Source organism: Bartonella sp. B41 (assembly GCF_053795765.1).
Map to the genome: position 1 here is coordinate 1,226,483 of NZ_CP200037.1, position 22,561 is coordinate 1,249,043.

The following is a 22,561-nucleotide window of genomic DNA, read 5'->3' on the forward strand; positions in this document are numbered from 1 at the left end:
TCTATAATTAACTATTCATGTCATATGGATTCAAAACCATTACACCCTATATTTAATTGTTCCAAAATCATTAAAACGCAATTGGATCCACTTAATGCGGCAACCATTTTGTATCTTGTTTTTTTCTTTCATACTGAGTTTTACAAACACCATTACTCTCTCTCATCCCTTTATTTCTGTTGACGTTGCAACTGGACACATCTTAGAGCACAATCAAGCTTTTGAGCGTTGGTATCCCGCCTCATTAACAAAATTAATGACTGCCTATGTTATTTTTCGCGCCATGAATACAGGAAAAATTTCCTCTAACAAACACATCACTATTAGCAAATATGCAGCAAAAGCTCCTACCTACAATTCAGGTTACAAAGCTGGTTCCGTTCTCACACTTGATACAGCACTAAGCATTACTCTTGTTAAATCTACCAACGATTTAGCTATTGCAATGAGTGAAGCTATCGCAGGTTCACAAGAGGCTTTTGTACAACAAATGAATGCTGAAGCTCAACGCTTGGGCATGTTTGGAACCCATTTTGCTAATGCAAGTGGATTACCTCATCCCAATAATTATACCACAGCCCGTGATATTGCACTTTTAGCAATACAAATTCGTCGAGAATTTCCCCAGTATGCCCATTATTTTTCTATTCCAGCCATTGATTTCGGCAATAATCGAAAAATCCAACCTAACTCAAACAATCTCATTGGCCGTTTTGATGGAATAGACGGTATGAAAACAGGATTTATCTGCGCCTCTGGTTTCAATCTTGTTGCCTCAGCAACCCGCAATAACCGCACAATCATTGCTGTTATTTTAGGATCAAAAAACATAAGCGAAAGAGAAGAGAAAGCCGCACAACTTCTTGATACAGGCTTCTCATATCAAGGATTGCCACAATTAACCTTGGCAACACTAAAACCTTATGGTAGCAAAATGACACAAGCTACTGATATGAAAGAACAAACATGCACTTCTGAAGCAGTCAAAGTACAAGCGCAACTTTATGATAATCAGGGGAATATTATATTTACTTCACCTTTGATTTCTGCTTCACCTTCTCTCGCTCCCCCTTTATCAGTGCGACTCATCAGTACACCAAAAACACGTAAAAGAAAAAAAGTCACAAAAAAACTCCATGTCCCACACAAAAAACAAGCAAAAAGTCTGTTAAAGACAAAAATATTGATCAATGACAAATGTAAAATTGAAATAGTATCTTAGATACAGTTAGTATGATTATGTTTGCGGTAGCAATTGTTCATATTTTTCACAAAATACAATGGACTACATCAATATGCCACTTCAAAAACCTATTCAAGAACTGCTAAGAATACAAAATTCTGAGAGCAATTGCATAATGCACCTTAGAATAGTGTAGCAGCTTCATAATGAAATTAAATCCACGGTGTTGTAGAAGCTGACATTTTACTGATACCATTATTGAAAACATAGCGTTTCCTATAAACATAAACGCTTGGAGGCCTGCGATTTACTTCAAAAAAATCATAGCCTTCCTTCAACATCATCCAAAATTTATAATGTGGATTTGCACGGTGACGCGCCATATTAGCAGCAGTCATACGGAATGGAAAAGACTGTAGTTGAAACGCTCTTTGTCCACCCCTAAAAGCATCTCGTGCAAAAGCATAAATCTGTGCCATATTTTTATCACTCATAGAATAGCAACCTGCTGAAAAGCAAGAACCATGCACCATAAGATAACTTCCTGTACGACCATGCACCTTATCATAAAGATTAGGAAAACCTATATTAAAAGAAAGATAATATCTTGAATAGGGGTTCATTTGGCGTGCACTAACGGCATAAAAACCTTCTGGTGTCTGAAAATCTCCCTCCCTATACTTAGGACCAAGCTCACCCGACCATTTACAAATATCATAGCGAGCCATAAGAACAAAAATTCCTTCGCGGTTCTGTTTCCAAATTTCAGCCACATTTTCTTTTTTAAAAAATCGCATCATAATAGGCGCATACTGATCGATATTATAAAAAGCCATTCTATTTTGAATTTCTCTTGGCAACGGTTGTTCAACCTTAGCTCGAACGGAATCCGGTAACCGTTCCCTGCACCCAACCAATAATACAATTGCAAACCACATACACACTACAAGAATTCTTTTTAATACCATTAAACACAACTCCAATTCGTCACCTCATGAAAAAAATTATGCCAGAGACCGACCAATTTGAAGATATTTTTCCCAACGTTCCTGTTTAACAACTTCACCATCTTTCCCAGCCATAGATCTTAAAGCATTCATGATAACATTGCCGGCTTCATCAATTACAATCTCTTTACCTCTATGTGCTCCTCCCAAAGGTTCCGGAATAATGCCATCAATAATCTTTAACCGATATAAATCTTGAGCAGTAATACGCATATTCATCGCAGCATCCTTCGCACGAGTTGGATCACGCCATAAAATGGAAGCTGCTCCTTCTGGTGAAATCACAGAATAAATTGCATGTTCCAACATATAAACCTTATTAGCAGCGGCAATTGCTATCGCTCCTCCTGAGCCACCTTCTCCAATAACAACAGAAACTACTGGAACCTTTAATCGTAAGGTTGCTGCCGTTGACTGAGCAATAGCTTCAGCCTGTCCACGCTCTTCAGCACTCACACCAGGATAAGCACCCGCTGTATCCACGAAAGTTAGTAATGGCAAACCAAAACGGTCAGCCATTTCCATGATACGCACAGCTTTTCTGTACCCTTCTGGACGCGCAGAACCAAAATTATATCGTAAACGCGTTTGCGTATCATGCCCTTTTTCCTGACCTATATACGCAATTGCTTCACCTTTAAATCGAGCAAATCCAGCCTGAATGGCTTCATCCTCCGCAAATTTACGATCACCCGCCAAAGGAGTAACATCACTCAATAATCGCGCAGCATAATCCATAAAGTGAGGTCGATCAGGATGACGAGCCACCTGCGTTTTTTGCCATGGTGATAATTTTTTGTAAATATCACGCAATGCCGTCTGAGAACGCATTTCAAGACGCGCAATTTCATCACTCATATCGAGACTATCTTCTTCCTCAGAAATTTTCTTTAATTCAAGAATTTGCCCATCAAGATCAGCAACTGGTTTTTCAAAATCAAGATAATTATACATTGCACCCAACTTATTCAATATAACTTGTAAATTTATAATTTTCTTTTAGAGCACTTTTTCTAGAGTCTCTTTGTTCTTTACCCATCTTCATGCCCATCAACAAGTGGATGATGTTCATTTACCAAACGATAAAGCCCTTCTTCTAAGACATGCGTATAAATCTGAGTAGTCGAAATATCAGAATGACCCAATAAATGTTGAACTGCGCGCAAATCAGCACCATTCTGTAAAAGATGGCTGGCAAAAGCATGACGCAACACATGAGGAGAAAAATTATTGCTTTTTATTCCCGCCCTTTTTGCAAGATTTTTCAATTCTCGTGCAACCAGCTGGCGAGCAATATGCCCTGCCTTTGAGTGAGCAGGAAAAAGATAAAAACTCGCTGCATTTTTTCCTTGGTCACGTACAATTAACCACTGTGAGAGAACTTGCCACGCCTTTTTTGATAAGAGTACCATTCGCTCTTTTTTTCCTTTACCACGAACCAAAATGCAATACTCCTTCCCTCTAACAGCCTGCACTGGAAGACTTACCAACTCACTAATGCGTAACCCTGTTGCATAAAGCATTTCAACTAAAGTCTGAAGACGCAATGCACGAAGATAATTCTTATCTTGACCTTTTGCTTTATTTACTTCAAACTGAGCAAAATCAAGCAATTTTACCATCGCATTTTCGCTTATGATTTTCGGCAAAGGACGCCCTTGGCGAGGTGCACTGATATCGCTTGAAGGATCATCTCCTCTTAGTCCTTCTGCGTAAAGGAATTGATAAAACTGTCGCAAAGTTGATAAACGGCGTGCTTGCGAAGACGCCGCAAAACCGCCAATATGCATAAGTGACAAAAGGCCAATTAAGTCCTCTTTTTGCGCTGAAAAAAGCAAAACAGAACGGGAAGACAATTTGTTTTGTGCCCACTGCAAATCGCGTTTATAAGCTGAAATCGTATGAGACGAAGCACCTCGTTCTGCACTCATCATTTCAAGAAAACGATCTATAGCAATATCATCTTTCATTGATTTACTTTCAGAGAAGAGTTCAATAAATCTAAAGGAACATCGACATACATATCTGTTATTGTAGGTTCAACCCAAATTACAAGAGACGCCATTATACTGAAAAGAACAGCAACAAAAATAAAAAGAATCATCAAAAATCTGGTTAATGTTGGCATAAGAAAGTAAACGCTTCCCCCCTAAGTACTCTATCTCTTAATTATGGCATATAAAGATTAACAGGAATTAACTTCACAGCATATGAATACCGAAATAAAATTATGAAAAACAATCAGCCTAAATATATTCCAATAATACAAACAAAGAAACAGCTTTTATCATCTCTTGATAAACGAGCACTTGTATTGATCGGCCTCATGGGGGCTGGTAAATCAACAATCGGGGAACGCATCGCTACCATTCTAAATTTGCCTTTTTATGATTCTGATCAAGAAATTGAAAAAAAGACACAAATGACAATCACTGAATTTTTTAAAATTCATGGTGAAACAGAATTCCGTTCTCTTGAACAGAATACTGTTCTAACCATCATAAAAAAAAGCCCTCTTGTTCTGGCGACAGGTGGAGGTACCTACATAAATGACACAACCCGTAAAATAATTCATGAAAATAGTATATCCGTATGGCTTAAATCAGATATCGATACCCTCATGAAACGAGTTTCTCGATATTCGACACGACCATTACTTCAAACAGAAAATCCTAAAGAAATCATGCAAAAACTCGTAGAACAGCGCTATCCTATCTATGCAAAAGCGCATATAACAATTAACAATTATGAAGAAAACTACCACACTGTAGCAAAAGATGTCATACGATCTATACAAACCTACTTGAATACAGAAATCAACAATGAGAAAAATAAACATGCAAGCCAAAATCGTCACCGTTAAACTAAATAAGCATTGTTATGACATCATCATTGGCTCAAATTTAATTGAGCAAGTTGCTTCACAAATTCAACGTTCTCTCAACAAAGATGATCTTCATCAAAGACGTTTGGCCATTATTACGGATACAAATGTTGCTTCTCTTCATCTTGATAAATTGCAAACAGAATTAATAAAAAATAAAATGAATGTTGTTCCAATCATTGTGAAAGCAGGGGAACAATCAAAATCATTTTCAACTTTACAAACTGTCATTGATAAAATTCTTGCTGCACGTTTAGAAAGAGGAGACGGCATTATTGCTTTTGGTGGCGGCGTCGTTGGAGACCTAGGAGGATTTGCTGCAAGCATCACACGACGAGGGATGAATTTCGTTCAGATTCCAACAACGCTTCTCGCACAAATTGATTCTTCTGTTGGTGGAAAAACTGGAATCAACAGCAAACATGGCAAAAATCTCATTGGTTCCTTTTATCAACCTCAATGCGTTATTGCTGACACTCGTATTCTTGATACACTTCCATTACGAGAATTTCGCGCTGGTTACGCAGAAATTGTCAAATATGGTCTCATTAACCAACCTTATTTCTTTGAATGGCTTGAAAGAAATGGAAAAAAAATTTTTTCCAATGGATCAATACGAACAGATGCAATTGTTCGTTCGTGCCAATTTAAAGCTGATATTGTATCACGTGATGAATATGAAACAGGAGAGCGTGCATTGTTAAACCTTGGACATACCTTTGGACATATGCTTGAAACAGCAACCAACTACGACTCAACCCGCTTAATTCATGGTGAAAGCGTAGCAATTGGTATGGTTTTAGCCCATCAATTTTCTGCTCAATTAAATTTAATAAGCCCTATGCTCACACAAAGAATTGAAGCACATCTGAAGGATATAGGGCTACCTACACGTTTAGAGGATATTCCAGGGGAATTGCCCAATGCCGAAATGCTAATGACTTTTATTGTTCAAGATAAAAAAGTCGTGCAAAACAATTTAACCTTCATTCTAACCCGCGGGCTTGGTCAATCATTTATTGCAAAAAATGTTTCACCAGACACAATTTTGACGTTTCTAAAACAAAAATTAGCGAAAATTCGTTAATTCATATTGAATATAATTGATTCGTTTTTATACTTCCTTTAAATGGGTGTGTGATTTTGTCTGCGTAGCTCAGTAGGATAGAGCACAGGATTCCTGAAAATTGGGCGCTTTAAGGAGAAATCCTAAAAGTGGATCTGCTCAAATTCGGGGAAAGCTTCATAGGAAACTATATGCCAATCCCGAGCCAAGCCTCTAAAAAACGGAAGGAAGGTGTAGAGACTGAACGGGCAGCGCCTAAAAAGCAAAAGCTTCAAGGTGAAGAGACAGTCCAGACCACGAACAGTACAGAAACTGGCGATGAAAATCGAAGTGGTATGAATCCTGGGGTCGCAGGTTCAAATCCTGCCGTAGACACCATCACATTAGTCAAATTATCTGCATAATTAAGGAAGCATTATGAAAAAAACTTTACCAATTTTAGGATTTTTAGCCGCTTCAAGTTTATCGCTCTTTGGCTTAACCAATGCCTTAGCAGGCTCTTTAGTCATTGAAGTTCGAGATAATCCAGAACCAATAACTCAAACCGTTGCCTATCAATGCGACACTAAAGTGGGTAAAGAACGCGTTGAAGCAATTTACCTAAAGGCTGATGGTGTTTCATTGGTTGATTTCAAATGGAAAGGTGATCGCATCATTGCTTCTAATGTAATCACTCACATGGGAACAAAATACGTAGGAGCACAATATATCTGGTTGAAAAATAGCAACGACGTCACACTTTATGACCTTGTACATGATCCAGAAGAAAAAGACCCTACTCTCTGTAAAGAAGAATCAACACTGTTGTTTTAAATAATAAAGGAAATATTATGAAGAAAACTTCGCTTATTTTACGATTTTTAACCGCTCTAAGTATCTCACTATTCATCTCAGCAAATGCTTTTGCTGGTTCTTTGGTTATTGAGGTGCCAGATGATGCAAACCCAACAACCGAGACAGTTTCTTACCTATGCGATACTGGAACAGGTAAAGAACATATCAAAGCAACATATCTTAATGCTGGAAACATCTCACTAGTTGATTTCACATGGAAAGGCAACCGCGTTGTCGGTTCTAATGTAATTTCTGCTTCAGGAGTAAAATATATGGGAGCCCAATATATTTGGTGGAACAGTAAAAATGAAGTGACATTTTACGATCTCATTAGTGATCCAGAAGAGAAAAAACCAATTCTTTGTGTTGAAGAAAAAAGCACAAAATAAAATGTCACTTTAGCTCATTAAAACCATATTGGCTTTAACTTTGTGTTATTTCTTCTAATTCAAACAATCTTTCTTCTGTTTGATGTGATAAAAGAGCCAGCGGTTTTTCTGACTTATCTTCTGCATTGTATCGATAAACTGCTGCCTGTGACAGCAACATAGAGGCTACTGGCGCTGTCACAAGCAAGAAAAGCATCAACAATATTTCATGAAATATAAAACGATTATCCACAAACATTGAATAAAGAAATGAAGCAATGAGAATGCTTCCAGCTCCCCAACCTGTGCTTACTGAAAGCATATGAATTCGTTCATAAAAATTAGAAAAACGCACCAACCCTACTGTTCCAATCAAAGTAAGACTAGAACCTAACATTAAAAAAACAGTAATTATAATGGCAACTGTAAGCGATATATCTTCTTTCATTCAATTATTTCTCCACGCATTAAAAATTTTGCCAAAGCAACACTTGACACAGAACCTAAAAGACCAATAATGAGAGCGGCCACGAAATAAATGGTCGTTCCAGAACAAATATCAAATGTAAGAAACAAGAGAATAGTAATTATATAAAGGGCATCCAAACCTATAATCCTATCTTGTGCCCGTGGGCCACGAACCAACCGAAACAATGCTAAAACCATCGCTAAACTTAAAAAACTTTGTGAGAAAAAAAGTCCCCAATAAAGAATCTCCATACTCATTGAAAAATCTCCAAAAGTAATTTTTCGTACCGTTGTTTAATCAACCGTTCGTAATCACGTCCGTTTGCTAAATTTAATACATGAATTAAAAGCTCACCATTTTTCTTGTTGTAAGCAACCCAAGCAGTTCCAGGAGTAATTGACAGAATACATGCAAGAAGAGCCAGAGCAGTATTATTTTCAAGCAAAAGAGGCACTCTGATAAAACCAGACTGTTGTTTTCGAGACCTTTTTTTCAAAACAAACCAAGCAACTGAAATATTTGAAATTACAGAATCTACAAACACTCGAAAAATAAGATGAAAAACTGCATTCCAATTTTTAATGACAGTCTTTTCTAATTCGAGCAACTGGAGCACCAAACCACCAAACAAAGCAATCATACTTCCCAAAATAAATTGACCTAAACTAAAATCATTCAGAATTAACCACATCAAAACAATAACACTGCTTAAAAAAGGGTAAGGACAAAAATAACTCATCGATTTATCTCCATATTTTCAAGAGAAAAATCCATTGAAACACTCTCAATATAATTTTTAGGCTCATATAAAATCTTTACAGTTTCAGACATATAATGAGAAACAGGATTAGCAAAAACTGTCATAAGGAAACACAAAGCCAAAAGAACAGCAATAGGTACAAATTCAATCACCTGCACACGCGGAGCCATATCTTCAAGAGAAATCCAAAAAGTCCGTATACCTGCTCGTATCATTGCAACAAAAACCGCAAAACTAGATACAGTTACAAAGGTCAAAAAAAGGTAATCACGTAAAACTGGTGCGGAAGCAGAAAAAGTTTCTTTACTGTGATTCAAAATTGCCATGAACATAATGAATTTAGCAATAAAACCGGAAAAAGGAGGCATTCCAATAATTAAAATAGCACATACACCAAAACAAGCTCCAAGAATTGCCAAAGTTACTGACGAATAAGTATAAATTTCATCTTTTTCATCCTCTTCATCATCACTACACACCTCTATTGTTCCAGATAAGACATTAGCAGCAACACCCTGATAACGCTCTATCAACTCCACAAGCAGAAAAAAAGCGCCAAGTGCTAAAGTTGAAGAAACAGCATAAAAGAGCGCTCCTGCTGTCAATGTTTCATTACAAATTCCTATTGCTGCTAATAATGTTCCAGAAGATATGAGAACATTGTACGCGGTTAACCGAGATAAAATTTGGCTAGCCAATACCCCAATAAAACCAAAAGTCATAGTAGAAAGACCACCGTAAAACAAAACTATGTGGCCAAAATAGCTAAAATAACCGCTTTCAGGACCAAACCATACCAACGTCAAACGCAAAATAATATAGATACCAACCTTGCTTAAAATAACAAAAGACGCCCCTACAGGTGCCACTACCGCACTATAAGTCGGTGTTAACCAAAAATTAAGCGGCCACATACCAACTTTAAGTAAAAAAGCGATTCCTAAAAATGCAACACCTACTTCAAATAAAACTATATCCGTAGAAGCTATATGTTTCATTTTTATAGCCAAATCAGCTATATTAAGAGTGCCAACAACCCCATAAATAAGCGCAACACCAATTAAAAAAAGTAATGAAGCAACAAGATTAATCACCACATAATGTAACCCTGCGCGCACACGCAATTGACCAGAACCATGCAAAACAAGCCCGTAAGAAGCCGTTAACATAACCTCAAAAAACACGAATAAATTGAATAAATCTCCCGTCAAAAAAGCACCATTGATCCCAACCATAAAAAATTGCATCAACGATTGGAAATGAGCACCAACTTTAGACCAATGAGCCTTTGAAAAAATCAGTGCGACCGTTATTAACAAACTGGAAAGCAAAAGCATCACGGCACTTAAGCGATCAAGAACCAAAAAAATTCCAAAGGGATAAGACCAATTACCAAGCCTATAAACATCAGAAGCTGGAGAAACTTCAAAAGTACGCATAACCAATAAAACAGAAACAACAACCAATAGCCCAGAAGAGAAAAGACCTATTGATGATTTAAGGTTAGAACGACGCTCATCGTAGAAAAGAAGAAGAGCTCCGGTACTTAGCGGTAAAATGATAGGTAAAATAAGGAGATGGTGCACCCAATATGCCATTCACTGTACCTCATGTCCATCCACATGATCAGAACCTGTTAAACCGCGGGAAACTAAAAGTATAACCAAAAATAAAGCTGTCGTTGCAAAACCAATCACAATCGCTGTCAAGACCAAAGCCTGCGGAAGAGGATCAACATAATGAGCTGAATTAATAATGGCAGAAGGATCAACAATCGGCGCAGCATTACTGCGAGGTCTGCTCATTGAAAACATGAAAAGGTTGACACCATAAGAAATCAAAGACAAACCAAGAATAACCTGAAAAGTACGTGGACGCAAAAGGAGCCAAATTCCCGATCCAACAAGAATACCTATACTTAAAGAAAGAACAACTTCCATCAATTTTCCCTCTCTTGTACGTTGGGTTGTTTACAGATCCTGTAACTACGAATTGATTGATGTGCAAGTGCAATCAAAATGAGAACAGTAGCTCCCAAAACCAACGAAAACACACCAAAATCAAACAAAAAAGAAGATAATATAGGTATGTCTCCAATCAGAGGAAAATCCACATATCGAGAAAATGATGTTAAAAAAGGATACCCTAAAACCCAAGAACTCACACCTGTTGCGACCGATAACAGAAAACCAAAACCCATCCAACGCAAAGGCAAAACTCTTAGATGATTTTCTACCCAACGAATATCACGTGCAAGATATTGCAGAATAAACCCTATAGCTAAAGTAACGCCACCAGCAAATCCACCTCCTGGAAAATTGTGTCCCCGCACAAACAAATAAACAGCAAATGCAATAATAACTGGAAATAGCCAACACATAATGACAGCAGGAACGGCCAAACAATCCAACATTGTACCTGCTACATTTCGATTATCCTGTTCTATGCAAAAATCTACCCGCATACGCTGCCGAATAGGTGCATCAACACTTTCAGGAGCAGGACGAAACCGTCGTAAAATGGCAAAAACTGTCAATGAGACAATACCTAAAACAACAATTTCACCTATCGTATCAAAACTACGAAAATCAACCAACAGAACATTCACAACATTGCGACCACCAGCGTCAAAAAAAGAATGTGTCAGAAAAAAATCAGCAATTGTCGTATCTTGAGGACGCGTCATCACTGCAAAAGATAACCATGCAATACCCGCACCTCCTACAAATGCTATAATAAAATCACGAATACGACGTAAACGCACTAAAAAACTCGTAGAAATTGGAGTAGAATTATGCAAACGTTTAGGTAACCACCGCAAACCAAGCAACAATAGAACTGTTGTCACAATTTCAACAACCAATTGCGTTATTGCCAAATCAGGTGCAGAAAGCCATAAAAAAGTTGCACAAGTCATCAAACCAGCCCCTCCCAACAACATTAATGATGCAAGACGGTGAAATTTCGCTTTCCAAGCAACTAAAAGCGCACATAATCCACCCACCATCCAAAGAGCAAGAAAAGGAATATCAAGTGGGAAAAGTGGCAATGAACCAACTGAAATGAAACCGTCACACAAAAGTAAAATACCAATAAATAAAAAACAAACCCAAAAAATCCAGCATAATTGCATTTGTAAACGACGTGTTGATAAAAAAGATTCTACAGCACACGCCCATTTCCCAAAAATAGTTGCAAGAATTTTCTCGAAAATATGCAATCCTCTTAAATTATGAAAGAGAAGAAAACTATCATTGAAAGATAAAAAATAATCACGTCCTATAAAATAGAGCAATACACCACCTAACAAGGCAATTAAGCTCATAATCAATGGAGTATTCAATCCATGCCAAACGGCCAAATTATAAGGAGGCGTTGTTGATCCTAAAACAGATACAACTGCATTATCCAAAATAGGACCTATTGTTAAATTTGGGAAAATACCAACAGCTAAACAAATAAACACTAAAAGTTCCATTGGAAGACGCATAAAATGTGGTGGTTCATGCGGTATTTTTGGTAAATTTATAGGCTTTGATCCCCAAAAGACACCATGAATAAAACGTACAGAATAAGTCACGCTAAACAAACTAGCCAACGTTGCTACGTAAGGTGCAACCCAATCCAACCATGATTCGAGATGCGTTTCAACGGCTTCAGAAAAAAACATTTCTTTTGATAAAAAACCATTTAACAAAGGAACACCAGCCATTGCCGCACTAGCTACCAAAGCCAAAGTAGCTGTAATAGGCATTGAAAGAAAAAGTCCTGTCAACTTGCGCATATCACGTGTTCCTGTTTCATGGTTAATAATGCCAGCTGCCATGAATAAAGAAGCTTTGAAAGTAGCATGATTAGCCATATGAAAAATCGCAGCAACACAAGCAAGTGGACTTCCAAAACTCAAAAGCGTGGTAATCAAGCCAAGGTGACTTATTGTTGAATAAGCAAGAAGTCCCTTCAAATCCTGCTGAAACATAGAAAAATAGGCGCCAATAAGCAACGTTGAAAGACCTGAAAATCCAACCAATAAAAACCAAGATTCTGTTCCAGATAAAACAGGCCACAAGCGAACAAATAAGAACAAACCCGCTTTCACCATCGTCGCTGAATGCAAATAAGCCGATACAGGCGTTGGAGCATCCATTGCATTGGGTAGCCAAAAATGAAATGGAAACTGTGCACTTTTTGTTAATCCTCCCAATAAAATACAAATAAGGATAGGACAATAAAGGAAACTTGATCGAATCAAATCCCCAGACTGCAATACCTTATCTAGATCAAAACTACCAACTACACAGCCAATTAATAAGACCCCAATTAATAAAGCAAAACCACCAAAACCTGTAACTATTAAAGCTACACGTGCGCCTTCACGAGCACCTGCATTATGATACCAATGACCTATCAACAAAAAAGAAAAAATACTGGTTAATTCCCAAAAAATAACTAAAAAGATAAGATTGCCTGATAAAACAAGACCAGTCATTGATCCCATAAAAGCAAGAAAAAAGGAAAAAAAACGTGATAAAGAATCTGCTGAATCCATGTAATAATGTGCATAAACAACAACAAGCAACCCAATTCCCGTAATTAAAAGGCAAAAAAGCCAAGACAAACCATCTATACAAAGAACCAAGTTAACTCCCCATTCTGGAAGCCAAACCATATCCAAACGTACTGTACAATTTCCACTAACTTCTGGATAAAGTATTATTGTAAAAAGAAAACCGACAAGTGCGATAATACCAGAAAACCATGCGCCATTCTTTTTATCAGTTGAACAAAAAAAACCAATGATAATGCTACCACAAAAGGGAAGCAAAACCAGCAATATCAACATTGCTTCCCGTATTGTCATTCCATAAACTCCAAACTTCTTTGAACATCCTGCTAATGACAGAGTAAAAATAAAAAGCGAAAAATCATATTTCTACTTCTTATCTATACTCTTACAATAACAAGATTTAAATAAAATTTAAAATACCAAGAATTATTATCAAACAAATGCTTTATAAGAAAAAAACACATCTCAAAAATAAAATATACTTAAGGCTCTTTCAATTTTAGCATTTTTAGCTCTTTAAAAAAGCGGGAGAAGCACTGTTTGCGTGGCCCATTAAAAGGCTGATAACTGTTATCTTTTCGGTTATAAGAACGATAACGAGCAACACAAGAATCGATATGTTGCTTGAACATCCACGGTTTCTTTTCTTCTAAAGAAAAAATCAGAAGTCTCTTATCTGGAGAAGATATTTTTTTTAACAACCCATGTCTTTCTTTCAAATGTTCAGCTGAAACAAATGCTGTTTCAGGATACCACCAACTATCATCATATTTGCGATAACCACGCCGATAATGACGATAACCTTTGAAACCATTAAGTTCCCTACGCCCTGTAACAACCAAAAAACTTTGATCATCTTGCAGGGAGGATGAGTAAATTAAATTTTCCACCTCAGTATTATTTTTTGAAACCGAATCGACACCATTGGTTATTATCATAAAAAAACTTCCAACAGATGCTATAAATAAAGCATAATACAAATTTTTATTTACAACCATAACACGTACTTCACAATAATTTGACTAAAACAAAATTACAGATTTTTTTATTGTTAAGAGTAAACAGATTATCTTTCGTGATTCTTTTTCCTTGAGACATTCTGCTACTACATGTACTAAACGTTGATGTGAACAATAGGATCCTTCAGCAGAAAACGGATAAATAATGATTAGGACTCCCTACTATCTTATAGATAAATCAAAGCTTATAAAAAATATGAAAATTATTTCTGATTTACGAGAAATGTCAGGAGCAAAAATTTTATTAGCCTTAAAATGTTTTGCAACATGGAGTCTCTTTGATTTTATGTCCCAATACATGGATGGAACGACATCGTCATCTCTTTATGAATTACGTTTGGGAAAGGAAAAATTCAAGAAAGAAACGCACGCTTACTCCGTTGCTTGGGCAGATGACGAAGTTGATGAAGCTTGTAGCTATGCAGATAAAATTATTTTTAATTCAATACAACAGCTGCAACGTTTTTCTAATATCACAAAAAATCTCCAGCGAGGTTTAAGACTAAATCCAATGATCAGTGCATCAAATTTTGACCTTGCAGACCCTTCACGTCCTTTTAGTCGTTTAGGAGAAACTGACAAAAGTGCAATTAAAGAAGTTCTACCTCTCATAAACGGCCTAATGATTCACAATAATTGTGAAAATGCTGATTTTTATCTTTTTAACCAAATGCTCAACTGTATTGAAGAAAAATTTTCAGAACTTTTCGATGCAGTTGATTGGATTAGTCTTGGTGGGGGAATTCATTTTACTGCTAAAAATTATCCTATAGTAGCTTTTGCAAAACGTTTGAAGCGTTTTTCTCAAACACACGGTGTCACCGTCTTTCTAGAACCAGGTGAAGCTGCAATCACCAAAAGTACTACGCTAGAAGTAAGTGTTCTTGATACGTTGTACAATAAAAAAAGCCTTGCCATTGTTGACAGCTCAATAGAAGCTCATATGCTTGATCTTTTAGTTTATCAAGAAACAGCTAAATTGGAACCTAATAAAGGTTCTCATGAAATTATGATTTGTGGAAAATCCTGTCTTGCTGGTGATATTTTTGGAACATTTCAGTTCCAAGAGCCGCTTCAAGTAGGAGACAGATTATCTTTTCAAGACGCTGCAGGTTATACAATGGTCAAGAAAAACTGGTTTAACGGCATTGCAATGCCTGCCATTGTTATAAAAGAATGTGATGGAAGCTTCATAATTCAGCGTCAATTTAGTTATCATGATTATAAAAATAACCTTTCATAACCCACTACCATACAACAAAACCATTAAGTGACAATACTAAAAGGAGATAACTCTAGAATGAAGAAAAATATTCTCATTATTGGTGCTGGAGGTGTTGCACAAGTCGTCGCGCATAAATGCGCACAAAATAATGATATCCTAGGTGAAATTCACATCGCATCACGAACACAAAAAAAATGTGACGCAATAATCTCATCCATTAAAGCCAAAAATTCAATGAAGGTGGAAAACATTCTCGAAAGCCACGTAATTAATGCAATGAATATTACAGAAATGGTGCAATTAATCCAAAAAACAAAATGTGAAATTGTCATAAATGTTGGCTCCTCCTTTCTTAATATGTCCATTCTTTCAGCCTGTATTGAGACCAAATGTGCTTATGTTGATACTGCGATTCACGAAGATCCTTTAAAAATCTGTGAAACACCTCCTTGGTACGGAAATTATGAATGGCCCAGACGCCAAGAATGCGAAAAGGCCGGTATAACTGCTATTTTGGGAGCAGGCTTCGATCCTGGTGTTGTCAATGCTTACGCAGCATTAGCGCATGATAGTTATTTCGATACAATAACTGATATTGATATTATTGATATTAATGCCGGCAATCACGGACGCTGGTTTGCTACTAATTTTGATCCAGAAATTAATTTTCGAGAATTTACTGGACAGGTGTGGTCATGGCAAAATAAAAAATGGACTTCCAATAAAATGTTTGAAATCAGTCATGAATGGGATCTACCCGTTGTTGGAAAACAAAAGGCCTATATGACAGGACATGATGAAATTCATTCATTATCCAAAAATCTTGATGTTCAAAATGTTCGATTTTGGATGGGATTTAGTGAGCGTTACATCACTGTTTTCACTGTTTTGAAAAACCTTGGACTCTTATCTGAGCAACCTATTAAAACAGCAGAAGGACAAGAAGTTATCCCCTTAAAAGTTGTAAAGGCCGTCTTACCCAACCCAGCCTCATTAGCACCAGATTATACAGGAAAAACCTGTATCGGTGATCTCATTAAAGGTAAAAAAGATGGTAAACAACGAGAAGTTTTCATTTATAATATAACCGACCATAAAGAAGCTTTTAATGAAACTGGCGCTCAAGGTATCTCATACACAGCTGGTGTACCAGCAGCAGCAGCAGCCATCCTCATTGCTAACGGTGAATGGGACGTTAAAACTATGGTCAATGTAGAAGAATTGCCACCACATCCTTTTCTAAAGTCTCTTGACCACATGGGACTTTCAACATGCATAAAAGAACAGAAAAAAGATAACAAGTTACAGTTTTAAATTTATTTTTGTATACTAATAAAGGAATGTCCGTTCCAAGTACGATTCTTCGAAAATAATCCATCAAACCATAAAAAAGCTTCCTCACGGAATATAAGGAAGCTTTTTCTTTTAACAAATTCAACAAGTCTTATTCAAATGTGAAGCGGTTTAGCAAACGTTGCCAAAGCTGCTTCTCGTACTGCTTCTGATAAAGTCGGATGTGCATGACAACAGCGCCCGAGATCTTCTGATGAACCACCAAATTCCATCAAAACTGCAATTTCATGAATCATTTCACCCGCACCAAATCCAAGAATATGGCCACCCAAAACCCGATCTGTCTTTTTATCAGCAATGATTTTAACAAATCCATCACCTTTCTGCATCGCACGTGCACGACCATTCGCCATGAAAGGAAATTTTCCAACATTATAATCAATTCCAGCAGCTATAAGTTCTTCTTCTGTCTTACCTACACTAGCAACTTCCGGCTGCGTATAAACAACACTAGGAATAACATCAAAATTAACATGACCCCTTTGACCCACCAAAATTTCAGCAACAGCAACACCTTCTTCCTCAGCTTTATGTGCTAACATTGGCCCCCTAACAACGTCACCAATAGCGTAAATACTTGGAATACTCGTCTGCCAATGCGCATCAATTGCAATAAATCCACGCTCATCCAACTGAACACCAGCTTCTACCAAACCAAGACCCTCCGTATATGGAGAACGCCCAGTAGCAATTAATACAGCATCAGCCTCTAATGTTTCACACGAACCATCCTTGATAATCTCAAAAGTTACTTGAGCGGTTGAACCAGACCGAGCTACATCTTTTACTTTCGCACCAGTTTTGTATTCAATCCCTTGCTTTTCCATTAATTTCTGAAATTGCCGTGAAATTTCACCATCCATTGATCCTAAAACTTTGTTAAGATACTCAATAATTGTCACTTTAGCACCAAGACGTCTCCAAACGGAACCAAGCTCTGAACCAATAACACCTGCACCAACAATAATCATACGTGCTGGTACTTTTTCAAAAGAAAGCGCTCCTGTAGAAGATACAACAACTTTTTCATCAATTGTCACATCTAATCCTGGAATACCCGAACTATCTGACCCCGTAGCAATAATAATATTTTTTGTTGTGATTATTTTCTGACTACCATCTTTGGCAGTAACTTCGACCGTACCTGCACCCAAAATTTTAGCTGTGCCTAAAAAAGTATCAACCTTATTTTTTTTCATCAAAAAAGAAATACCACTCGTATTCGCTGTTACAACAGCCCTTTTGTGCGCCATCATTTGCTCAAGGTTAAGCTTAGACTTTGAAATAGAAATGCCAAGTGTTTCGAAACCATGCTGCGTTTCGGAAAATAATTCAGAAGCATGCAACAATGCTTTAGAAGGGATGCAGCCAATATTGAGACATGTACCACCCAATGTTGCACGCTTCTCAACGATCGCTGCCTTAAGTCCTAATTGCGCAGCCTTTATTGCCGCCACATAACCACCTGGACCCGCCCCGATCACAACCACATCATAAGACATTTATTTTTCCTTTCATCCCCAAAACTGTACTTTTACAAATCAAGAACAAGGCGTTCCGGATCTTCTAAACTTTCCTTAACCCGTACAAGAAAAGTCACAGCTTCTTGCCCATCTACAATACGATGATCATAAGAAAGCGCTAAATACATCATGGGACAGATTACAACTTGACCCCCTACAACCATTGCTCGTTCTTTAATCGCATGCATTCCTAAAATACCAGACTGCGGTGCATTCAAAATCGGCGTTGACATTAGTGATCCGTAAACACCTCCATTGGTAATGGTAAAAGTTCCCCCTTGCATATCAGAAACTGATAACTTCCCATCACGAGCGAGACGTCCTAAGCGACCAATTTCCTTTTCAATCTCTGCAAGTGACATCTGATCTGCACCACGAACTACTGGAACAACAAGCCCCTTGTCAGTTCCAACAGCAATCCCAGCATTGACATAATTTTTATAAATGATGTCTGTTCCATCAATTTCTGCATTAACTGCAGGAAGTTCTTTTAATGCATGACAAACAGCCTTAGTGAAAAATCCCATAAAACCGAGTTTAACACCGTGCTTATTTTCAAAAATATCCTTATAACGCTTACGTAGATCCATAACTGCTGACATATCAACTTCATTAAATGTAGTTAACATTGCCGCAGTGTTCTGTGCATCTTTAAGGCGACGAGCAATTGTTTGACGCAACTTTGTCATGCGAACCCGCTCTTCGCGCATTTCATAAACAGGAGCAACTTGTGAAACAGATTCAGCAACAGCCGGCCCTTTTGGTTCTTTAGATAACGAACCAAGAACATCCCCCTTAAGGATTTGTCCACGTTTTCCAGAACCAGAGATATCACCTTTTGCTATATTATTTTCAGCCATTAACTTTGCCGCTGAAGGTGCAGGAGGCATTGTGCTGCCCTCTGGAGACTGTGTTAACTCAGACACAGATATTTTAGCAGCCACGATAGACTCATTAGATTTAGCTGATTGAGAAACACCAATAGCTCCAGCCGTAATTAATCCTAAGACAGCATTTACCTCAACTGTATCGCCTTCCTTTGCGATAACCTCAGATAACTTTCCTGTAACTGGAGAAGGAACTTCAATTGTTACCTTATCAGTTTCTAATTCAACCAAGGGTTCATCCATAACGACAGCTTCGCCAAGATTTTTAAACCACTTGCCAACTGTTGCTTCAGTAACCGATTCGCCCAAAGTAGGAACACGAATTTCAGTAGTCATAATATTTTTTCCATACATCAGAGTAGCAATAAACTAAGAACCTAACGCATCTTCGAGAAATGCGGCAAGTTGTTCAAGATGTGTAACCATCAGACCAGTTGCTGGTGATGCACTCGCAGGTCGTCCAGCATAACGTGCCCGAGAATACTGTGCATTAATATGGGTTAAAACCCATTCCAAATAGGGCTCAATAAACGACCAAGCTCCCATATTCTTGGGCTCTTCTTGGCACCAAATAACTTCGGCTTGTAAGAAACGCGACAATACATTTACTAAAACTTTCGCGGGGAAAGGATAAAGCTGTTCAACACGCAGCAGATAAATATCATCAATTCCCCTTCTTTCACGTTCTTCATAAAGATCGTAATAAACTTTTCCCGTACAAAGTATAATCCGACGAATCTTACTATCTTTCTGCAATTTGATAGCAGAACTTTTGATACATTCCGCATCATCAAGCAACAAACGGTGAAAACTAGTCCCTAACTCCATTTCACTTAACAAAGAGACAGCTCTCTTATGACGCAAAAGTGATTTCGGTGTCATTAAAACCAGTGGCTTACGGAAATCACGTTTAATTTGCCGACGCAAAATATGAAAATAATTCGCAGGAGTTGTACAATTAGCAACTTGCATATTATCTTCTGCACACAATTGTAAATAACGCTCTAAACGCGCTGAAGAATGTTCTGGCCCTTGTCCTTCAAAACCGTGAGGCAACAAGCACACAAGACCAGACATACGAAGCCATTTACGCTCTGCAGATGAAATAAACTGATCAAAAATAACCTGTGCACCATTAGAAAAGTCACCAAATTGTGCTTCCCAAAGTGTTAAACCATTCGGTTCAGCAAACGAATATCCATATTCAAAACCAAGAACAGCTTCCTCAGAAAGCATAGAATTTACTACCTCGTAAATTGCCTGTCCCTTTCGCAAATTATTCAAAGGGATGTAACGCGATTCATTTTCTTGATCATAAAGAACCGAATGACGTTGTGAAAAAGTTCCACGCTCAACGTCTTCACCAGAAAGACGAACAGGCGCCCCCTCCAAACAAAGAGATCCAAAAGCCAAAGCTTCGGCCGTTGCCCAATCAACACCTTCACCAGTTTCAAAAATCTTAGCACGATTTCCCAAAAAACGTTGAATGGTTTTATGAACATGAAAACCTGTTGGAATTTCAACAATTTTCTTACCAATTTCCTTCAAAGTTTCTAGCTTAACACCTGTCACTCCACGGTGCTGCTCATCAACACTGCTGGAAGCTTTAAGACCTGTCCAACTTCCATCAAGCCAATCAGCTTTACTTGGTTTATAAGAAGCACTTTCCTCAAACTCAATTTCAAGCTTACTACGCCACAGATTTTTTTGCTCCTCAATATCTCCTGAAGTAACCACTCCTTCTGTTATCAACTGATCACCATAAATTTGGAGTGTTGTTTTGTGATTGCGAATTGCCTTATACATAAGCGGTTGCGTGAAAGATGGTTCGTCACCTTCATTGTGTCCATAACGACGGTAACAAAACATATCGATTACAACCGGCTTATGAAAAACCTGACGAAATTCAGCCGCTATCTTTGCAACAAAAACAACAGCTTCAGGATCATCACCATTCACATGAAAAATTGGTGCATCAATCATTTTTGCTACGTCTGATGGATAAGGTGAAGAACGTGAAAAACGTGGATCCGTTGTAAATCCAATCTGATTATTTATAATCACATGAATAGAACCAGCAACGCGATAACCTTTCAAACCAGAAAGACCAAAAGTTTCTTGAATAACACCCTGCCCCGCAAAAGCAGCATCACCATGAATGAGAAGAGGCAAAACTTTCGCGCGTTCACTTAACGGAATAATGTCAGTGCGTGTAGGCCCCACAAGCTGATCCTGTTTAGCACGCGCTTTTCCGATAACAACCGGATCAACAATTTCAAGATGAGATGGATTAGGCAAGAGAGACAAGTGAACTTTTTTACCATTAAATTCGAGATCAGACGAAGTTCCTAGATGATACTTTACATCTCCAGATCCTTCAACATCATCAGGTTTATAAGATCCTCCTTTGAATTCATGAAAAATAGCTCTATGTGGCTTAGACAGAACCTGTGAAAGAACATTCAGACGGCCACGATGAGCCATTCCTAAGACGACCTCCTGCACACCTAAAGCGCTACCACACTTGATGATCTGCTCAAGAGCAGGAATAAGCGCCTCACCACCGTCAAGGCCAAAACGTTTCGTTCCCTTATACTTTGTATCTAAAAACTGCTCAAATCCCTCTGCTTCAACAAGCTTACCGAGAATGGCTTTCTTATCTTCATTTGTAAAAGCAATTCGTTTATCTGGCCCTTCGATACGACCTTGAAGCCATGCTTTTTGAGTTGGATCAGAAATATGCATATATTCCATACCAATTGTTGAACAATAAGTACGATTTAAAATCTCAAGCATTTGCGGAATAGTTGCATATTCCAATCCCAAAACATTATCAATGAAAATTGGACGATTATAATCAGCAGGTGTAAAACCATAAGCCTCTGGTGATAATTCTTTATAATCTTCTAATTTTTCCGCCAATTCAAGGGGATCAAGTCGTGCATGAAGATGCCCACGTGCTCGAAAAGCACGAATCATCATTAGAGCATGAACGGAATCGCGTGTAGCTTGAATAACATCTTGTTCGCTAGAATTTTTTCCACTTTGTTTAGCGCCAGTAACTGCTTTTTCTTTTAACTTATTACCAAAATGCTTTTCAAGAGCAGACCAATTCCCATCGATAGCAGAAACCAATTCTCCATTTGCCTTTAATGGCCAATGATCACGTTGCCACGTTGCTCCCTTAGCATTTTTTAGAACATCTTCTTTACTATCTTGAAGGGTTTCAAAAAAAGCACGCCATTGCGAATCCACACCAGCTGGATCTTTTTCATATTCTGCATAAAGTTGGTCTATATAATCCGCATTTCCACCATACAGAAACGACGTTTGCGCAAAGAGACTATTTATTTCGTCCTGCCTTTCCATATACCTTCTCCGGAACACCCGTTCCGTCTCCTTATCTATTTTCAAAT

Annotated in this window: 21 protein-coding genes; 8 read left to right on the forward strand and 13 right to left on the reverse strand. The window is 37.8% G+C overall.

All coding sequences use genetic code 11. The features are described from left to right. Window positions 1-94 precede the first annotated feature (94 nt). Window positions 95-1,222 (forward strand): D-alanyl-D-alanine carboxypeptidase family protein, encoded by a 1,128-nt coding sequence (locus V4P54_RS05410; RefSeq protein ID WP_455477006.1) that lies wholly within the window; start codon window positions 95-97, stop codon window positions 1,220-1,222. A gap of 173 nt (window positions 1,223-1,395) precedes the next feature. On the opposite strand, the gene V4P54_RS05415 is transcribed toward V4P54_RS05410, so the two are convergent. From V4P54_RS05415 to V4P54_RS05425, 3 genes are all read right to left on the reverse strand, one after another. Further along, window positions 1,396-2,151 (reverse strand): L,D-transpeptidase family protein, encoded by a 756-nt coding sequence (locus V4P54_RS05415; protein WP_455477007.1) that lies wholly within the window; start codon window positions 2,149-2,151, stop codon window positions 1,396-1,398. 36 nt (window positions 2,152-2,187) lie between these two features. Beyond that, window positions 2,188-3,144 carry an acetyl-CoA carboxylase carboxyltransferase subunit alpha gene (locus V4P54_RS05420; protein ID WP_455477008.1) on the reverse strand — a complete coding sequence of 319 codons (957 nt, stop codon included), beginning with the start codon at window positions 3,142-3,144 and terminating at the stop codon, window positions 2,188-2,190. 77 nt (window positions 3,145-3,221) lie between these two features. Next, window positions 3,222-4,160, reverse strand: a complete 939-nt coding sequence (locus V4P54_RS05425) for a site-specific tyrosine recombinase XerD (RefSeq protein ID WP_455477009.1) — start codon at window positions 4,158-4,160, stop codon at window positions 3,222-3,224. 260 nt (window positions 4,161-4,420) lie between these two features. Here V4P54_RS05425 and V4P54_RS05430 point away from each other — a divergent pair, with 260 nt between their 5' ends. The 5 genes from V4P54_RS05430 (at window position 4,421) to V4P54_RS05450 (ending at window position 7,363) form a co-directional block, all read left to right on the forward strand. Further along, window positions 4,421-5,053, forward strand: coding sequence for a shikimate kinase (locus V4P54_RS05430; RefSeq protein ID WP_455477010.1), 633 nt, complete (start codon window positions 4,421-4,423; stop codon window positions 5,051-5,053). Then, window positions 5,028-6,161, forward strand: a complete 1,134-nt coding sequence (gene aroB, locus V4P54_RS05435; RefSeq protein ID WP_455477698.1) for a 3-dehydroquinate synthase — start codon at window positions 5,028-5,030, stop codon at window positions 6,159-6,161. The genes V4P54_RS05430 and aroB overlap by 26 nt, the downstream gene beginning before the upstream one ends. Before the next feature lie 170 nt (window positions 6,162-6,331). Continuing rightward, window positions 6,332-6,544 (forward strand): hypothetical protein, encoded by a 213-nt coding sequence (locus V4P54_RS05440; RefSeq protein ID WP_455477011.1) that lies wholly within the window; start codon window positions 6,332-6,334, stop codon window positions 6,542-6,544. Window positions 6,545-6,557: 13 nt separating this feature from the next. Next, complete coding sequence (locus V4P54_RS05445; RefSeq protein WP_455477012.1) at window positions 6,558-6,953, forward strand: MliC family protein; 396 nt, start codon at window positions 6,558-6,560, stop codon at window positions 6,951-6,953. A 17-nt stretch (window positions 6,954-6,970) separates the two neighbouring features. Then, on the forward strand, window positions 6,971-7,363 hold the full coding sequence (locus tag V4P54_RS05450) for an MliC family protein (protein WP_455477013.1): 393 nt from the start codon (window positions 6,971-6,973) through the stop codon (window positions 7,361-7,363). Window positions 7,364-7,397: 34 nt separating this feature from the next. On the opposite strand, the gene mnhG is transcribed toward V4P54_RS05450, so the two are convergent. The 7 genes from mnhG to V4P54_RS05485 form a co-directional block, all read right to left on the reverse strand. Further along, entirely contained in the window at window positions 7,398-7,790 is a 393-nt protein-coding gene (gene mnhG, locus V4P54_RS05455; RefSeq protein ID WP_455477014.1) for a monovalent cation/H(+) antiporter subunit G, read from the reverse strand. Further along, window positions 7,787-8,068 carry a K+/H+ antiporter subunit F gene (locus V4P54_RS05460; RefSeq protein ID WP_455477015.1) on the reverse strand — a complete coding sequence of 94 codons (282 nt, stop codon included), beginning with the start codon at window positions 8,066-8,068 and terminating at the stop codon, window positions 7,787-7,789. The genes mnhG and V4P54_RS05460 overlap by 4 nt, the downstream gene beginning before the upstream one ends. Continuing rightward, window positions 8,065-8,550 carry a Na+/H+ antiporter subunit E gene (locus V4P54_RS05465; RefSeq protein WP_455477016.1) on the reverse strand — a complete coding sequence of 162 codons (486 nt, stop codon included), beginning with the start codon at window positions 8,548-8,550 and terminating at the stop codon, window positions 8,065-8,067. The genes V4P54_RS05460 and V4P54_RS05465 overlap by 4 nt, the downstream gene beginning before the upstream one ends. After that, entirely contained in the window at window positions 8,547-10,169 is a 1,623-nt protein-coding gene (locus tag V4P54_RS05470) for a monovalent cation/H+ antiporter subunit D (protein ID WP_455477017.1), read from the reverse strand. The genes V4P54_RS05465 and V4P54_RS05470 overlap by 4 nt, the downstream gene beginning before the upstream one ends. Then, a complete protein-coding gene (locus tag V4P54_RS05475; protein WP_455477018.1) occupies window positions 10,170-10,511 on the reverse strand; it encodes a Na+/H+ antiporter subunit C in 342 nt (113 codons plus the stop codon). It lies immediately after the preceding gene. Continuing rightward, a complete protein-coding gene (locus tag V4P54_RS05480; RefSeq protein ID WP_455477019.1) occupies window positions 10,511-13,432 on the reverse strand; it encodes a monovalent cation/H+ antiporter subunit A in 2,922 nt (973 codons plus the stop codon). The genes V4P54_RS05475 and V4P54_RS05480 overlap by 1 nt, the downstream gene beginning before the upstream one ends. 188 nt (window positions 13,433-13,620) lie before the next feature. Beyond that, window positions 13,621-14,076: a BA14K family protein gene (locus V4P54_RS05485; protein ID WP_455477020.1), complete on the reverse strand. Its 456-nt coding sequence runs from the start codon at window positions 14,074-14,076 to the stop codon at window positions 13,621-13,623. 226 nt (window positions 14,077-14,302) lie between these two features. Between V4P54_RS05485 and V4P54_RS05490 the strand changes: the two genes are divergently transcribed. Together V4P54_RS05490 and V4P54_RS05495 are read left to right on the forward strand one after the other, a co-directional pair. Continuing rightward, complete coding sequence (locus V4P54_RS05490; protein WP_455477021.1) at window positions 14,303-15,400, forward strand: carboxynorspermidine decarboxylase; 1,098 nt, start codon at window positions 14,303-14,305, stop codon at window positions 15,398-15,400. 57 nt (window positions 15,401-15,457) lie between these two features. Beyond that, entirely contained in the window at window positions 15,458-16,696 is a 1,239-nt protein-coding gene (locus V4P54_RS05495; RefSeq protein WP_455477022.1) for a saccharopine dehydrogenase family protein, read from the forward strand. Between the two features lie 134 nt (window positions 16,697-16,830). Here V4P54_RS05495 and lpdA read toward each other — a convergent pair whose 3' ends face one another. The 3 genes from lpdA to V4P54_RS05510 are packed head-to-tail and all read right to left on the reverse strand — an operon-like array spanning window position 16,831 to window position 22,514. After that, window positions 16,831-18,237: a dihydrolipoyl dehydrogenase gene (gene lpdA / locus V4P54_RS05500; RefSeq protein WP_455477023.1), complete on the reverse strand. Its 1,407-nt coding sequence runs from the start codon at window positions 18,235-18,237 to the stop codon at window positions 16,831-16,833. Window positions 18,238-18,269: 32 nt separating this feature from the next. Beyond that, window positions 18,270-19,481, reverse strand: coding sequence for a 2-oxoglutarate dehydrogenase complex dihydrolipoyllysine-residue succinyltransferase (odhB, locus tag V4P54_RS05505; RefSeq protein WP_455477024.1), 1,212 nt, complete (start codon window positions 19,479-19,481; stop codon window positions 18,270-18,272). A 33-nt stretch (window positions 19,482-19,514) separates the two neighbouring features. After that, window positions 19,515-22,514, reverse strand: coding sequence for a 2-oxoglutarate dehydrogenase E1 component (locus V4P54_RS05510; protein WP_455477025.1), 3,000 nt, complete (start codon window positions 22,512-22,514; stop codon window positions 19,515-19,517). Window positions 22,515-22,561: the final 47 nt, after the last annotated feature.

Bases quoted from the DNA above. Each gene is read 5' to 3' on its own strand.
- V4P54_RS05410 (WP_455477006.1), top strand. From the start codon at position 95: ATGCGGCAACCATTTTGTATCTTGTTTTTTTCTTTCATACTGAGTTTT.
- V4P54_RS05415 (WP_455477007.1), bottom strand. From the start codon at position 2,151: ATGGTATTAAAAAGAATTCTTGTAGTGTGTATGTGGTTTGCAATTGTA.
- V4P54_RS05420 (WP_455477008.1), bottom strand. From the start codon at position 3,144: ATGTATAATTATCTTGATTTTGAAAAACCAGTTGCTGATCTTGATGGG.
- V4P54_RS05425 (WP_455477009.1), bottom strand. From the start codon at position 4,160: ATGAAAGATGATATTGCTATAGATCGTTTTCTTGAAATGATGAGTGCA.
- V4P54_RS05430 (WP_455477010.1), top strand. From the start codon at position 4,421: ATGAAAAACAATCAGCCTAAATATATTCCAATAATACAAACAAAGAAA.
- aroB (WP_455477698.1), top strand. From the start codon at position 5,028: ATGCAAGCCAAAATCGTCACCGTTAAACTAAATAAGCATTGTTATGAC.
- V4P54_RS05440 (WP_455477011.1), top strand. From the start codon at position 6,332: ATGCCAATCCCGAGCCAAGCCTCTAAAAAACGGAAGGAAGGTGTAGAG.
- V4P54_RS05445 (WP_455477012.1), top strand. From the start codon at position 6,558: ATGAAAAAAACTTTACCAATTTTAGGATTTTTAGCCGCTTCAAGTTTA.
- V4P54_RS05450 (WP_455477013.1), top strand. From the start codon at position 6,971: ATGAAGAAAACTTCGCTTATTTTACGATTTTTAACCGCTCTAAGTATC.
- mnhG (WP_455477014.1), bottom strand. From the start codon at position 7,790: ATGAAAGAAGATATATCGCTTACAGTTGCCATTATAATTACTGTTTTT.
- V4P54_RS05460 (WP_455477015.1), bottom strand. From the start codon at position 8,068: ATGAGTATGGAGATTCTTTATTGGGGACTTTTTTTCTCACAAAGTTTT.
- V4P54_RS05465 (WP_455477016.1), bottom strand. From the start codon at position 8,550: ATGAGTTATTTTTGTCCTTACCCTTTTTTAAGCAGTGTTATTGTTTTG.
- V4P54_RS05470 (WP_455477017.1), bottom strand. From the start codon at position 10,169: ATGGCATATTGGGTGCACCATCTCCTTATTTTACCTATCATTTTACCG.
- V4P54_RS05475 (WP_455477018.1), bottom strand. From the start codon at position 10,511: ATGGAAGTTGTTCTTTCTTTAAGTATAGGTATTCTTGTTGGATCGGGA.
- V4P54_RS05480 (WP_455477019.1), bottom strand. From the start codon at position 13,432: ATGACAATACGGGAAGCAATGTTGATATTGCTGGTTTTGCTTCCCTTT.
- V4P54_RS05485 (WP_455477020.1), bottom strand. From the start codon at position 14,076: ATGATAATAACCAATGGTGTCGATTCGGTTTCAAAAAATAATACTGAG.
- V4P54_RS05490 (WP_455477021.1), top strand. From the start codon at position 14,303: ATGATTAGGACTCCCTACTATCTTATAGATAAATCAAAGCTTATAAAA.
- V4P54_RS05495 (WP_455477022.1), top strand. From the start codon at position 15,458: ATGAAGAAAAATATTCTCATTATTGGTGCTGGAGGTGTTGCACAAGTC.
- lpdA (WP_455477023.1), bottom strand. From the start codon at position 18,237: ATGTCTTATGATGTGGTTGTGATCGGGGCGGGTCCAGGTGGTTATGTG.
- odhB (WP_455477024.1), bottom strand. From the start codon at position 19,481: ATGACTACTGAAATTCGTGTTCCTACTTTGGGCGAATCGGTTACTGAA.
- V4P54_RS05510 (WP_455477025.1), bottom strand. From the start codon at position 22,514: ATGGAAAGGCAGGACGAAATAAATAGTCTCTTTGCGCAAACGTCGTTT.